The organism is Mycobacterium helveticum, assembly GCF_007714205.1.
Classification (GTDB): domain Bacteria; phylum Actinomycetota; class Actinomycetes; order Mycobacteriales; family Mycobacteriaceae; genus Mycobacterium; species Mycobacterium helveticum.
Map to the genome: position 1 here is coordinate 14882 of NZ_VMQU01000074.1, position 13513 is coordinate 28394.

A 13513-nucleotide genomic window follows, 5' to 3' on the forward strand; every position below is an offset into this window, starting at 1 on the left:
GCGCAGATGCTCGACAGACTGACCAAGGTTCAGCTGGCCATCTTCGCGGTGATCACCGTGGTCACGCTGACCGTGATGGGGGTCTTCTACCTGCGGCTGCCCGCCACCTTCGGCATCGGCACCTACGCGGGGACGGCCGACTTCGTCGCGGGCGGCGGCCTGTACAAGAACGCCAACGTCACCTATCGCGGCGTCGCCGTCGGCCGGGTGGAATCGGTCGGGCTCAACCCCGATGGGGTGACCGCCGAGATGCGGCTGAACAGCGGGACGCCGATCCCGTCGAACGTCACCGCTACCGTGAAGAGCGTGTCGGCGGTCGGCGAGCAGTACATCGACCTGGTGCCGCCGGGCACTCCGGCATCCGCCAAGTTGCGCAACGGGTTCCGCATCACCCAGCAGAACACCCGGATCGGCCGGGACGTCGCCGATCTGTTGAAGCGGGCCGAGAAGCTGGTCAACAGCGTGGGCGACACCCGGCTGCGGGAGTTGCTGCACGAGACGTTCATCGCGGCCAACGGATCGGGCCCCGAGCTGGCCCGGCTGTTGGAGTCCGCGCGGCTGCTGGTCGACCAGGCCAACGCCGACTATCCGCGGGTGTCGGAGCTGATCGATCAGGCGGGGCCGTTCCTGGCGGCCCAGATCCGCGCCGGCGCCGACATCAAGTCGCTGTCGGACGGGCTGGCCCGGTTCACCTCCGAGGTGCACCAGGCGGACCCGCAGTTGCGCTCCACGCTGGCCACCGCCCCGGGCGCGGCCGACGAGGCGAGCACCGCGTTCTCCGGCATCCGCCCCTCCTTTCCGGCGCTGGCCGCCAGCCTGGCCAACCTGGGCCGGGTGGGCGTGATCTACCACAAGTCGATCGAGCACCTGCTGGTCGTGTTGCCGGCGCTGTTCGCCGCGATCGTCACCGCCGCCGGCGGCGAGCCGCAGGACGAGGGCGCCAAGCTCGACTTCAAGCTCGACCTCAACGACCCGCCGCCGTGCGCGGTCGGCTTCCTGCCGCCACCGCTGATGCGCACACCGGCCGACGAGACGCTGCGCGAGCTCCCGCCCGACTTGTACTGCAAGGCGGCCCAGAACGATCCGACCACCGTGCGCGGTGCGCGCAACTATCCGTGCCAGGAGTTCCCCGGCAAGCGGGCGCCGACGGTTCAGCTGTGCCGCGACCCGAAGGGCTATGTGCCGCTCGGCCGCAACCCCTGGCGCGGCCCCCCGGTGCCCTACGACACCCCGGTGACCAACGGGCTGAATGTGCTGCCGCCCAACCACTTCCCGTACATCCCGCCGGGCGCCGAACCCGACCCGGGCACGCCGATCGTCGGGCCGCCGCCGCCCGGCGTGGTGCCGGGGCCGGGGCCGATGCCCAACCATCAGCCGGCCTACGACCCGCCGCCGCCCAACGACAACGGGCCGCCGCCGCCGTTCACGTCGTGGCAGCCGCCCGGGGTGCCGCCGGTGCCACCCCAGGTGCCCTATCCCAAGTGGCTGCCGCCGCCACCGCCGCCGGAAGGCACCGGTCCGGCCCCCGAAGCCGCCCCGGGACCGCCGCCGCAGGCCGGCGGTGCCCCGGCCTATACCACCTACGACCCGAAGACCGGCGCGTTCGCGGACCCGGCCGGCGGCACTGGTATCTTCGCGGCCGGTGCGAGCGGCGCGTCGAGCGCCGAGAACTGGGTGGAGCTCATGCTCGATCCACGACAGATGTGATGGACCCGGTGGTGACAGACGAGCAGACCAAGCCGACACGCGTTCGGCGGCGGGCGTCCCGCGCGGCGGGTCCCGCCACAAGTGCGGCCGCCGACGGCGTGGCGGCACCGGTCGACGTCCCGGTCGAGCCGAAGCGGGCGGCGCCACCGGTACGGACCTTCACACCGGTGCGGCCGCCGCCACGGCGGCGGCCGCACCGGGTGCTGGTCGCGTGGGTCTCGGCCGCCGCCGCGGTCCTGGCGATCGGCGCGCTGGCCGGCTGTCTGACCGTGCTGGTCGTCCAGCACCGGCAGGCCGGCGCCGAGCAGGCGCGCGACCAGCGTTTCGTCGACACCGCGACGCAGACCGTGGTCAACATGTTCAGTTACAAGCAGGACAACATCGACGAGAGCGTGAACCGGTTCTACGACCAGACCAGCGGGCCCCTGCGCGGCATGCTGGGCGCCAACAACAACATCGAGAACCTCAAGGGCCTGTTCCGCTCCACCAACGCGACGTCGGAAGCCGTCGTCAAGGGCGCCGCGCTGGAGGCCATCGACCCGGTCACCGACAACGCGTCGGTCCTGGTCTCGGTGCGGGTCACCGTCGCCGACATCGACGGGGTGAACAAGCCGTCCATGCCGTACCGGCTGCGGGTCATCGTGCACGAGGACGAGTCCGGCCGGATGACCGGCTACGACCTGAAGTATCCCAACGGGGGCAACTGATGCGGTGGTTGCGGTGGCTGAGGGTCGTCGCGGTCGCCCTGGTGGTCGTCGCCTTCGTCGGGCTGGCCGCCGCGACCGGCTGGTTCTACTGGGACCGGGTGCAGGCCCGCGGCGAGGCGGCGGCGCGGGCGGTCCTGCCCAAGCTGGCCACCAAGGAGATTCCCGAGGTCTTCGCCTACGACTATCAGACCGTCGAACGCAGCCTCGCCGACGCGTATGCGCTGCTGACGCCGGCGTACCGCCAGGAGTTCCGCAAGAGCGCCAACGCGCAGATCATCCCGGAGGCCAAGAAGCGCGAGGTGGTGGTGCAGGCCAACGTCGTCGGCGCCGGAGTCATGTCGGCCCAACGGGATTCGGCGTCGGTGATGGTTTATCTGAACCGCACCGTGACCGACAAATCACGGCAGCCCCTTTACGACGGCAGCCGGTTGCGGGTGGACTTCCAAAAGATCGGCAAGCAATGGCTGATCAACTACATCACGCCGATCTGATCAGTAGCACATCGCAATGTCGTTGCAGTACAACGGATAACGTTGGATCGGTGTGGGTGGGGGGCCGAGGAGCCGCAGCGAGAACGGCGCTTTGGTCATCGCCGGCGGCAGGCCGCAGACGGCGCCGTGCAACGTGGTGTGCGTCCCGGCCATCGTCTCGTTGTCGAATGCATACGTCTCGGTGGACGACCCGGTGCCGCCGTCCGGGCAGGACACCCCGTCGGCCTTGTCCACCTGGAACGTCCACAGTCCGCTCACGAGACGGGCTCTGCCGCTGTAGTTCTGCAGCTTGTCCTTGCGGCTGATCCGTTCGTTGGTGGAGCTGACCACGTTCAGCGCGCAGAAGTCGGCCATGATGTCGGGGTTGGAGTAGTCCTTGTAGTAGCGGCTGCCGTTGACCTGGTCGCACAGCGCCGTGACGGTCCAGGTCACGCCCGACACGCCCGCCTGCTCGAAGGTGTAGTTGCCGTCCGCCGGGGGTGCGACCGCGCCCGCCGGCTCACCGGATTGCAGCGCGATGCCCAGCGCGACGGCCGAGAAGATGCCGGCGCCGACCGCCAGCCCGCGACGGATCCGCATGGTCGTCCCTCCCCGCTCGCACCATCCCGTTTGCACTCGAGTATCACAGCGTTCGGACGCCGGCACCACGGCTTTTCGGCCTTTACCCATGGCTTTTGCCGGCTAGACGGCGCCGGGTGGGTGCGCCTCGGCGAGCGCGTCGAGGAACGAGCGCGCCCACCGGTCGACGTCGTGGGCGAGCACCTGGCGCCGCATCGACCGCATCCGCCGCCGGCCGTCCTCCTCGGTTTGGTTGAGCGCCGCCTCGATGGCGTCCTTGACCCCTTCGAGGTCGTGGGGGTTCACCAGATAGGCAAGCCGGAGTTCGGCGGAGGCTCCGGTGAATTCGCTGAGCACCAGCGCACCGCCGAGATCGCTGCGGCAGGCGACGTATTCCTTTGCCACCAGGTTCATTCCGTCGCGCAGCGGGGTGACCAGCATGACGTCGGCGGCGACGTAGTACGCGATGAGCTCGTTGCGGGGAACCGGGCGATGCAGATAATGCACCACCGGATGCCCGACTTCGGCGTATTCGCCGTTGATGTGGCCGACCTGGCGTTCGATGTCGTTGCGCAGGATCCGGTAGCTTTCCACCCGCTCGCGGCTCGGGGTGGCCAGCTGGATCAGCACCGTGTCGTCGCGTTTGGCCCGGCCCTCGGCGAGCAGCTCCGAGAACGCCTTCAGCCGGACGTCGATGCCCTTGGTGTAGTCCAGCCTGTCGACACCGAGCAGGATCTTGCGGGGATTGCCCAGCTCGGCCCGGATCTCGCGGGCCCGGCGCCGGACGCTGCGGTCCCGGGCCTTGCGGTCGAGGTCGGCGGAGTCGATGGAGATCGGGAAGGCGCCCACCCGCACGGTGCGCGAGTCCATCTGCACTTCCCCGAAACGCGAACGCACACCGACCGACCCCCGGGAGGTTTCCACCCCGACCAGACGCCGGGCCAGGAACAGGAAATTCTGGGCGCCGCCGGCCAGATGGAACCCCACCAGATCGGCGCCGAGCAGGCCCTTGATGATCTCGGTGCGCCAGGGCATCTGCATGAACAGCTCCACCGGCGGGAACGGGATGTGCAGGAAGAAGCCGATCGTCAGGTCGGGTCGCAGCGTGCGCAGCATCATCGGTACCAGCTGCAGCTGGTAGTCCTGGACCCACACGGTGGCGCCGTGCGCGGCGGCCCGCGCCGTGGCCTCGGCGAAGCGGCGATTGACGTCGACGTAGCGCTCCCACCACTCGCGGTGATAGCTGGGTTTGACGATGACGTCGTGGTAGAGCGGCCACAGCGTGGCGTTGGAGAAGCCTTCGTAGTATTCGGCGACGTCGTCGGCGCTGAGCCGCACCTGGTGCAGGGTGAGCTCGTCCTGCACGATCGGCCCGTCGTCGGCGTCCATCTCTTCGTCGGCGACGCCGGGCCAGCCGACCCATGCCCCACGCCGGCGCCGCAGCAGTGGTTCCAGGGCCGTGACCAGCCCGCCCGGGCTGCGCTTCCAGGACGTGCTGCCGTCGGGGAGCCGCTCCATGTCGACCGGCAGCCGGTTGGCCACCACGACGAAGTCGGAATCCCCGACGGGCGAGTCGCCCGGGCGCTCGACTCCGCTGGGAGTCATCTACGCATCGAGTTTCGAGTGTCCAATACCGAGCATGGACAAGAAGACGCGGCACTCGTCGGCGTCGTTCGCATACGCGGCGACGATGCGCCGGGCCTGGCTGGCGGTGGTGTCGGCCAGCGGTTCCACATCGCTGATGTCGCCAGGGTCGGGTTTCGTAGGCATGACACAACTGTATGCGACGCGCCCGGCACGTCGCAGCTGTCTTGCCCGGCCCGGGCTCGCCGCGGGGCCCGGCGCGGGCCCGACCGGCGCTTCCGGGGTGGCGAACCGGACCGAAACCTTATTGCGGCCCGGGATTCACATAATTGTCCGGAATTGTTAATGCCGGGCAGATAAGACAATCATTTCTTTCGTTCGGCGGGGTCTGGAAATACCGCGTGCTCAAATCAAGGAATTTGCTGCCGGCAGTTCCGGCGGGCCACCCGAACCGGACATTCGGCGGATGTTCGTGGCGCCCCGGCCGGGGCGCCGCAGTCGGCGCCCGCGGGGGGTGCGTGCCGCGCCCGCCGCGGCGCTGACCAGCAATGCGGCCGGTCGCGGCGTCGATAGGCGGTGCTGAGAGCGGGGCAGCGGATGCATGCCCGGGCGCGGTGACCGCGGCCGCATCTCCCCGCCGCGGTCGCGAGTTCAACGGCAAACGCAGCAGGTGCGCAAGAAAAGCACTATTGTGAAGCCATCGACTCCACTTTGACGCTCCCATCGACGTCTGGGCCACCGGGAGAAAGGAAAATGGCTCTCACTCCGGCCGATGTCCACAACATCGCGTTTTCGCGACCCCGTATCGGCAAACGCGGCTACGACGAGCAGGAAGTCGACCTCTTGATCGATCTGGTCGAGCAGGAGCAGATTCGGCGCCTGGAGGAGGAGGGCGAGCTCCGCAGCCGCAACGCCGAGCTCCGCAGCCGCGACGGGGGGCTGCAGCAGCGGGACGCCGAACTGTTCCGGCGGGAAGCCGCCCTCCAGCAGCACGAACGCGAAGCGCACCAGCGTGGCGAGCATCTGCGCCGGCAGGAAGCCCAGCTCGCCCAGCGCGCCGCCCAGCTGGTCAAGCAGGCCACCCCGCTTCCCCAGCAGGTGGCCCAGCTGCGCTACCGGGAAGCCCAGGTGGCCCAGCGGGAATCGCAGATCACCCAGCACGAGGCCGAGCTGGCCCAGCACGAGGCCCGGCTCCAGCAGTACGAGGAGCAGCTGGGCCGGCAGGAAGCCAAGCTCGCCCAGCGGCAAGCCCAGCTCGACCAGCGCGAAGCCGAGCTCCGCGAGCAGCAAGCCGACCTTCGCCGACGGCTCGAGCAGCAGCAAGCGGTCACCCCGTGCGTCGGCGCGGAGGCGGTCCCCGGCCAGGCGTCCCGGCAGGCCCATGCCCAACAGTGCAGGGAGGTGCCGAGGACCGCGGTGGTCAACGGGGGCTCGCGCCTGCAGGAGGCGCGCACGGTGGCACCGGTGCGCGGGCGTCACGACATGGAGAGGATGGCGATCCGGGCGGTCACCGACACGCACGGCAACACGGTCACCGAGACCGTGCACGAGCGGACCCGCGCCGGCGCGATCGACAACGGCGGCCCGACCGCGGCCTATGACCGATCCGAGCTAGAGCTGTTGAAGGAGGAGAACGCGGACCTCAAACGTTCATTGGGGCTGCTCAAATCGGCCGCGGCGCTGCTGGCGGCGGCGCTGGAACAGGCCTAGCCGGGCATACCTTCGCATCAACCCGGCGACGCCCTCTTACACTCTGGCCATAATGTGTAAACGGGGCCGTGATGTGTAGACAGGGTCGTGATGTGTAAACAAGTCGGAGCTGACAGAGAACGAGGTGGGCGGAATGACTTTGTCTGAGCAAGCCGGTGCTGCGGCGGCCCACGCCAACGCGGACGCCCGGGAGCTGGTGTCCTACGAAACCCTCGACGAGGGCCGTGTCGCCCGGATCTGGCTCAACCGGCCCGACGCACACAACGCCCAGAACCGCACCCTGCTGGTTCAGCTCGACGAGGCGTTCGGCCGCGCCGAGGCCGACGACGAGGTGCGGGTGGTGATCCTGGCCGCGCGCGGCAGGAATTTCTCCGCCGGCCACGACTTGGGGTCGGAGGCCGCACTGCTGGAGCGCCAGCCCGGGCCGGGACAACATCCGACGTTCCGGTCCCACGGCGCGACCCGCGAGCCGGTCGCGGAGAAGACATACCTGCAGGAGTGGCACTACTTCTTCCAGAACACCTGCCGCTGGCGGGATCTGCGCAAGATTACCATCGCGCAGGTGCAGGGCAATGCGATCTCGGCGGGCCTGATGCTGGTGTGGGCATGCGACCTGATCGTTGCCGCCGACAATGCGAAGTTCAGCGACGTGGTGGCGGTGCGCATGGGCATGCCGGGCGTCGAATACTACGCCCACCCTTGGGAATTCGGACCGCGCAAGGCCAAGGAGCTGTTGCTGACCGGTGACGCTCTGGACGCCGACGAGGCCTACCGGCTCGGCATGGTGTCCAAGGTCTTCCCTGTCGACGAATTGGCCGAGAAGACCCTGGAATTCGCCCGGCGCATCGCCGAGCGTCCGACGATGGCGGCCCTGCTGGTCAAGGACTCGGTCAACGCCGCCTCCGACGCGATGGGATTCACCGAGGCGCTGCGGCACGCGTTCCACATCCACGAGCTGGGCCACGCCCATTGGGCCGCCCACAACGAGAACAGGTATCCGGTCGGCCTGCCGCCCGACGTCGAGGACTGGCGCAACGCCAAGCCGACGAAGCTGGCGCGCCGCGATACGCCTTAGCCGTCCGCTGGTGCCCGCCGACACGCGCGTGGTTCGATAGCTAGAACCTGTTTCAGTTTCGGCGTGAGGGGTTTTGCGTGCAGCTTTCTTTCCAGGACCGGACCTATCTCGTCACCGGCGGTGGCAGCGGAATCGGCAAGGGGGTGGCCGCCGGGCTGGTCGCCGCCGGGGCCTCCGTGATGATCGTCGGGCGCAACGCCGACCGGCTTGCGGCCGCGGTGAAGGACATCGAGGCGCTCGATGCGGGCGGCGCGATCCGGTACGAGCCCACCGACATCACCGACGAGGAGGAGGCCGCGCGCGCGGTCGAGGCCGCGACGGCATGGCAGGGCCGCCTGCACGGCGCGGTGCATTGCGCGGGCGGATCGGAGACCATCGGCCCGATCACCCAGGTCGACTCGGAGGCGTGGCGCCGCACCGTCGACCTCAACGTCAACGGCACCATGTATGTGCTCAAGCACGCCGCCCGCGAGTTGGTGCGTGGTGGCGGCGGTTCGTTCGTGGGGATCTCGTCGATCGCGGCCAGCAACACCCACCGCTGGTTCGGCGCCTACGGGGTGACCAAGTCGGCCGTGGACCACATGATGATGCTGGCCGCCGACGAGCTCGGCCCCTCCTGGGTGCGGGTCAACAGCATCCGGCCGGGCCTGATCCGCACCGATCTGGTCGCGCCGATCACCGGGTCGCCCGAGCTGAGCGAGGACTACCGGATCTGCACCCCGCTGCCCCGGCCGGGGGAGGCCGAAGACGTCGCCAACCTGGCGATGTTCCTGCTGAGCGACGCGGCGAGCTGGATCACCGGGCAGTGCATCAACGTCGACGGTGGTCACATGCTGCGCCGTGGCCCGGATTTCTCCGCCATGCTGGAACCCGCGTTCGGGGCCGACGGGCTACGCGGGGTGGTCTGACCCCGCCCCGGCGTCGCGGTCGGCGAGCGTCGCCAGCGCCGACCAGTCCAGGTCGCCACCACCGGTCGCCACCAGGGTGAGCAGCCGGTCACGCAGCAGGCTGGCCACCGGCAGCGGCACCTGGAGTTGCTCCGCGGCGGCCAGCACGAGCCGGACGTCCTTGAGGCCGAGGCGCGCGGCGAACCCCGCGGGCTCGAATTCCTGGCGCGCGATCAGCCCGCCGTAGGTCTGATACGCCGGCGCGGCGAACAAGGTCGAGGTGAGGATGTCGACATACTGCGACCTGTCGACGCCGGCTTTGGCGACCAGCGCCACGGCCTCGCCGACGCTCTCGATGACCGAGGCGATCAGGAAGTTGCCGCTCAGTTTCACCAGGTTGGCGGTGTGGGGCTGCTCGGACACCACGAACGTCCGCAGGCCGATCGCCGCGAACAGCGGCAGCAGCGGCTCGAGAACCTGGGGTCCGCCCGCCGCGACGACGAAAAGCTTTGCGGCCGCCGCCGCGTCGGGCCTGCCGAACACCGGCGCCGCGGCGTAGCGCTGACCCGCCGCGGCGTGGGCCGCCGCCAGGCGCTCCGACAAGGCGACGCTGATCGTGCTCGATGACACGTGCGTGGCCCCGGGGCGCAGCGACGCCACCAGGCCGCCCGCGCCCAGCGACACGTCCTCGACGGCCGGGTCGTCGGCCAGCATGGTGAACACGACGTCGGCGTCGGCGGCTTCGGCGACGGAGTCCGCCGCGATCGCGCCCTGACCGATCAGGTCCTCGGCCCTGCCGGGCGAGCGGTTGTAGACGGTGAGGCGGTGGCCCGTCCGCAGCAGGTTCGCGGCCATGCCGCGGCCCATGTTCCCCAGGCCGATGAATCCGATGTCCATGCATCTACCTTGCCTCCTCCGGCCCTGCGATGATGGGCACGCCTGATGACACGACCCTGATGACACGACCCTGATGACACGACCCTGATGACACGACCCTGATGACTCGACCCTGATGACTCGACAATGGGAGCGGCGGATGAAGCGACTCGAGGGCAAGCGGATCCTGGTGACGGGAGCGGCGTCGGGGATCGGCCAGGCCACCGCGCTGCGGTTGCTGGACGAGGGCGCCGCGGTGGTGGCCGCCGACATCGCGGCCGACGGCCTGGACGCGACCCGGGCCCGGGCGGCCCAGGCCGGCGCCGCCGGGCGCTTCGTCCCGTGCGAGATGGACGTCGCCGACGAGGAATCGGTGACCGCCGGCGTGCGCAGGGCCGCGGACACGCTGGGCGGCCTGGATTCGCTCGTCAACGCCGCCGGCATGCTGCGCGCCGCCCACACCCACGAGACCACTCTCGAGTTGTGGAACCGGATCGTCGGCGTCAACCTGACCGGCACGTTCCTGGTGGTCCGCGAGGCGCTGCCGGCGTTACTGGCCAACCCGCGCAGCGCGGTCGTCAATTTCAGCTCCACCTCGGCGTCGTTCGCCCACCCGTACATGGCGGCCTACGCGGCGAGCAAGGGCGGGATCCAGGCCTTCACGCACTCGTTGGCGCTGGAATACGCCCGCAAGGGCCTGCGTGCGGTGTGTGTGGCGCCGGGCAGCATCAAATCCGGCATCACCGATGCCACCGGCGGATACATCCCGCAGGACGCCGACTGGTCGCTGTTCTCCAGGCTGATGCCGATCCTGCCCACCACGGTGGAGTCCAGCGGTACCGGCATGGCCGATCCCGGGGTGGTCGCCGGGGTGATCGCCATGCTGGTGTCCGAGGACGGCGCGTTCATCACGGGCACCGAGATCCGCATCGACGGCGGAACGCACGCCTGAGCGACTGCGGGAAGCTTCGCTGCGCCGAACGTGAACTCACGGCGAAAAAATCGCCGAAAAGTCGCCGTGAGATCACGTTGGGCGACAGTGCCCGAGCCGTCCCCGCACGCCTGAGCCGCCCCGTGCCTAGCCGCCCCGTGCCTAATTGACGCAGGGCACCCCGCCGCCGTCGATCGGCTTGCCCGGATCGGGGGTCGGGTAGCTGCCGGTGCCGGTGCCGGTGCCCCAGTAGCCGTAGGCGTTGCTCTTGGCCGACGTCGTGGTCGTGGCGGTGGTTTCGTCGCTGGTCTCGTCCTGGGCCGGCAGCGAGTAGTCGGTGGCCAGGGTGACGCGGATGTGTCCGGGCTTGAGGTAGGGATCGGGGTTTTTCGGCGCGTCGAGGCCGAGCAGGCCGGCCACGTTGCGCGCATCGGTCTGCGCGCCGACGCCGTAGTCCAGGGTCGTGGCGGTGGGCTCGCCGGACTCACGGTCGCGGACCTGGCCCGCGGTATAGCCCTGCTTTTTCAGCGCGTGGGAGACCTCGGAGGCGAGGCCGCCGATGCTGCCGGAATTGATGACGTCGACGACGGTGTCGGGGCTGGGTTTGGCGGCGGTCGTGGTGGTCGGACTCGCCGGCGGGGCGGCGCCGATCGCTTGGGCCACCTCGGCTTTGATCGCCGCCGGATCGACGATGTTGACGTCCAGGCCGTCGATGTTGTCGTAACGCACCACGGGCAGCGTCCGGAATTCGACGTTACCGCCGGCCAGTTCGCCCAGGTGCTGGATCAGCTCCTCGTTCCAGCCGGCCGACAGGACGACGTCTTTGCGCGCCACCGCCATCAGGCCCTTGAGTTTGTCGAGGTTGGTGAACGTGCCCGACTCCTGCAGTTCGTGCATGACCGACGACAGGAACGCCTGCTGGCGGTGGGTGCGGTCCAGGTCCCCGTTTTCCAGGCCGTGACGTTGCCGGACGAACGCGAGCGCCTGGGCGGCGTCCAGCGTCTGGGGCCCGGCGGGGAAGTCGGCACCGGAATACGAGTCGTAGACGGCGTGCTTCAGGCACACCTGCACGCCGCCCAGCGCCTTCGTCAGGTCGTAGAAGCCGGCCAGGTTGACCTCGGCGAAATAGTCGATGGGAATGCCGGTCAGGTTCCGCACCGCGCGCAAGGTGGCCGCCCGGCCGGCTTCGCGGCCCTTGGTCTCCAGTTCCTTCTGGCTGCTCGCGCCCTGGTTCGCCAGTTTCTGCGCGACGTACTGTTTCGTGAGCCCGTACGCCTCTTTGATCTTGATGTGGTCGTAGCCGGGGACGCCGTTGAACCGCACCCAGTCGTCGCGGGGGATCGAGAAGGCCACCACTTTGTCGTCGGCGCCGACATGCACCAGTATCAGCGTGTTGGTGTTGTAGCCGCCGTCGTCGGAATCGCCCGCGTGCAAATGCTTCAGGATCGACCAGGGCAGGTCGTCGCCGTCCTGATCTTTGCGCGAGTCCAGCCCGATGAGCAGGATGTTCATGCTGTCGCCGCTGGAACGGGGGTCTTCCGGCCTCAGCGCCTGCGAAACGGTGATGCCGCCCAGCGCGCCGTGGGCAACGTAATACCCCGCGCCGGTCAGCGTCACCGCGGCCACCGAGACCAGTGCCATCACGCCACGCGTCAGTGCCGTCCGCAGCGGGGACGGTTGTTTGACGGCCCGATGACGGTGGCGAGCGCCCGAGCGCGCCATCAGAGACCTCGAGTCGTGGCCGGCGCACCATCCGGCACCGCGTCAGCGGTTTGCGGCGATGTCACTTCTGGCACGGCTCCCAGTATGCGGTAGCTTGCTGCGAAGCCCCAAAGCAGAACGTCGGGACGGTACGGGGCTCCCACTGGCGGATCGGCGGCGTTCGTGACCGCTGCGACCACGCTAGCAGCAGGTTTCGGCGCGCACATCTCAGAACGATCTCAGCACGTGCACGCCGCCCACGGAATCGGCGCCAATCCGTTACGGGCTCGAGACTGCAACCACACCGGGGCGGCGGCGTGACCGAAACGCCGGGTCAGCAGTGTGGGTACTCGATGTGCCAGTGGCCGTTCACCCAGTCGGCGCGAAACTCCCCGCCCAGGCGCGGATCCGCGTCGGTGACCTTCCCCGACCCGCCGGTGTTCGGCTGGAAGCCCGGGGGATCCCAGGTGACGGACTGCGGATTGGGCGTTACGTCCGGCCTGCACCCCTTCTCGTTGTCGACGTAGCCGTTCATGACCTGACGCTCTGCGGTCCCTTGATCGCCGCCGTCCGGGGCCGGGCCCAGGGGGCACCGGGCAGTTGTGCCGCAGGCGCTTTGAGGCGTATCGGCCAGCGCGACGTGTACGGGTGTGGCAAAGCCCAGCAGCGCCGCCACGGCCAGGACCTGGCCGGCGCCGACGCGCATACCTCGGCTGTGGCGGTGTCCCATGTGGTGCATGTTCCCTCCCGGGGCTCGAACGTCAAGCGCGAACTGGGCTCGGGCGCAGCAAAAATGGGTATCGGAGCCCGGTCGCACGCCCTCATCGTAGTAGCGCGGGGCTGCCCGGCGCATCCGACGCCAAGGCTCACACGGCTGCGACAGGTGTGTTCGTGCGACGCTGGGCAGCCGGATCTGCAGGTAGCTGGGATGACCGGCGTCATATCGCGTTACGACGTCATCGCGATCGGTCTGGGAGGTATGGGCAGCGCCGCCGCCTGTCGCCTCGTCGCGTGTGGACGCCGGGGGCTGGGCCGCAAGCGCTGCCGGCGCGCCCACCTGCCGCTAACCGAAACACGCTGTGCACGAATATGATTCGGCAAACGAGTGCTGGACCGGAAGCAGACCGCGACGGGGGTGCACGTCACCACCGGGCGCGAAAGTTGCTCCGCCGAGCACCGCGCCGGTCAGGGCGAGCACGGAACAGGTGACTTACTAAGGCGATCGTAAGTAAGTCGAGTCACGCCGCGATGTAGGCCAAATTCGGGTCACGGAAAAATCCCTGGAC

General features: G+C 69.2%; 13 protein-coding genes and 1 pseudogene. 8 read left to right on the forward strand and 6 right to left on the reverse strand.

Going from position 1 to position 13513, the window contains the following annotated elements; translation table 11 throughout:
* Nucleotides 1–6: 6 nt before the first annotated feature.
* From FPZ47_RS17005 to FPZ47_RS17015, 3 genes are read left to right on the forward strand one after another with little or no spacing between them, the layout of a single operon-like run.
* Entirely contained in the window at nucleotides 7–1707 is a 1701-nt protein-coding gene (locus FPZ47_RS17005; RefSeq protein ID WP_144953047.1) for a virulence factor Mce family protein, read from the forward strand.
* On the forward strand, nucleotides 1707–2414 hold the full coding sequence (locus tag FPZ47_RS17010; RefSeq protein ID WP_144953044.1) for a mammalian cell entry protein: 708 nt from the start codon (nucleotides 1707–1709) through the stop codon (nucleotides 2412–2414). Before FPZ47_RS17005 ends, FPZ47_RS17010 begins: the two co-directional genes overlap by 1 nt.
* A gap of 8 nt (nucleotides 2415–2422) precedes the next feature.
* On the forward strand, nucleotides 2423–2905 hold the full coding sequence (locus tag FPZ47_RS17015) for a mammalian cell entry protein (RefSeq protein ID WP_144953092.1): 483 nt from the start codon (nucleotides 2423–2425) through the stop codon (nucleotides 2903–2905).
* Here FPZ47_RS17015 and FPZ47_RS17020 read toward each other — a convergent pair whose 3' ends face one another.
* The 3 genes from FPZ47_RS17020 to FPZ47_RS17030 all read right to left on the reverse strand — a co-directional run bounded on the left by FPZ47_RS17020 (nucleotide 2906) and on the right by FPZ47_RS17030 (nucleotide 5233).
* Entirely contained in the window at nucleotides 2906–3484 is a 579-nt protein-coding gene (locus tag FPZ47_RS17020; protein WP_144953041.1) for a hypothetical protein, read from the reverse strand. It lies immediately after the preceding gene.
* Between the two features lie 102 nt (nucleotides 3485–3586).
* The gene (locus FPZ47_RS17025) at nucleotides 3587–5068 is read right to left on the reverse strand and encodes an alpha,alpha-trehalose-phosphate synthase (UDP-forming) (protein ID WP_144953038.1); all 1482 of its coding nucleotides are present in this window, start codon (nucleotides 5066–5068) and stop codon (nucleotides 3587–3589) included.
* Complete coding sequence (locus FPZ47_RS17030; protein ID WP_144953035.1) at nucleotides 5069–5233, reverse strand: hypothetical protein; 165 nt, start codon at nucleotides 5231–5233, stop codon at nucleotides 5069–5071.
* 567 nt (nucleotides 5234–5800) lie between these two features.
* Between FPZ47_RS17030 and FPZ47_RS30235 the strand changes: the two genes are divergently transcribed.
* From FPZ47_RS30235 to FPZ47_RS17045, 3 genes are all read left to right on the forward strand, one after another.
* On the forward strand, nucleotides 5801–6757 hold the full coding sequence (locus FPZ47_RS30235) for a DivIVA domain-containing protein (protein ID WP_210419927.1): 957 nt from the start codon (nucleotides 5801–5803) through the stop codon (nucleotides 6755–6757).
* Nucleotides 6758–6890: 133 nt separating this feature from the next.
* Nucleotides 6891–7832: an enoyl-CoA hydratase gene (locus FPZ47_RS17040; protein ID WP_144953032.1), complete on the forward strand. Its 942-nt coding sequence runs from the start codon at nucleotides 6891–6893 to the stop codon at nucleotides 7830–7832.
* A 77-nt stretch (nucleotides 7833–7909) separates the two neighbouring features.
* Nucleotides 7910–8740, forward strand: a complete 831-nt coding sequence (locus tag FPZ47_RS17045) for an SDR family oxidoreductase (protein ID WP_144953029.1) — start codon at nucleotides 7910–7912, stop codon at nucleotides 8738–8740.
* On the opposite strand, the gene FPZ47_RS17050 is transcribed toward FPZ47_RS17045, so the two are convergent.
* Nucleotides 8723–9616 (reverse strand): NAD(P)-dependent oxidoreductase, encoded by an 894-nt coding sequence (locus FPZ47_RS17050; protein ID WP_144953027.1) that lies wholly within the window; start codon nucleotides 9614–9616, stop codon nucleotides 8723–8725. The genes FPZ47_RS17045 and FPZ47_RS17050 overlap by 18 nt on opposite strands.
* A 139-nt stretch (nucleotides 9617–9755) precedes the next feature.
* On the opposite strand from FPZ47_RS17050, the gene FPZ47_RS17055 reads away from it, so the two are divergent.
* Nucleotides 9756–10547 (forward strand): SDR family NAD(P)-dependent oxidoreductase, encoded by a 792-nt coding sequence (locus FPZ47_RS17055; RefSeq protein ID WP_144953024.1) that lies wholly within the window; start codon nucleotides 9756–9758, stop codon nucleotides 10545–10547.
* Between the two features lie 141 nt (nucleotides 10548–10688).
* Here the strand turns inward: FPZ47_RS17055 and FPZ47_RS17060 are convergent, their stop codons facing one another.
* Together FPZ47_RS17060 and FPZ47_RS17065 are read right to left on the reverse strand one after the other, a co-directional pair.
* Nucleotides 10689–12248 (reverse strand): LCP family protein, encoded by a 1560-nt coding sequence (locus FPZ47_RS17060; protein ID WP_144953022.1) that lies wholly within the window; start codon nucleotides 12246–12248, stop codon nucleotides 10689–10691.
* 313 nt (nucleotides 12249–12561) lie between these two features.
* Nucleotides 12562–12957, reverse strand: coding sequence for an integrase (locus FPZ47_RS17065; RefSeq protein ID WP_144953019.1), 396 nt, complete (start codon nucleotides 12955–12957; stop codon nucleotides 12562–12564).
* 198 nt (nucleotides 12958–13155) lie between these two features.
* On the opposite strand from FPZ47_RS17065, the pseudogene FPZ47_RS30690 reads away from it, so the two are divergent.
* Nucleotides 13156–13284: pseudogene (locus FPZ47_RS30690) on the forward strand (N-methyl-L-tryptophan oxidase); the annotation flags it as partial.
* Nucleotides 13285–13513: the final 229 nt, after the last annotated feature.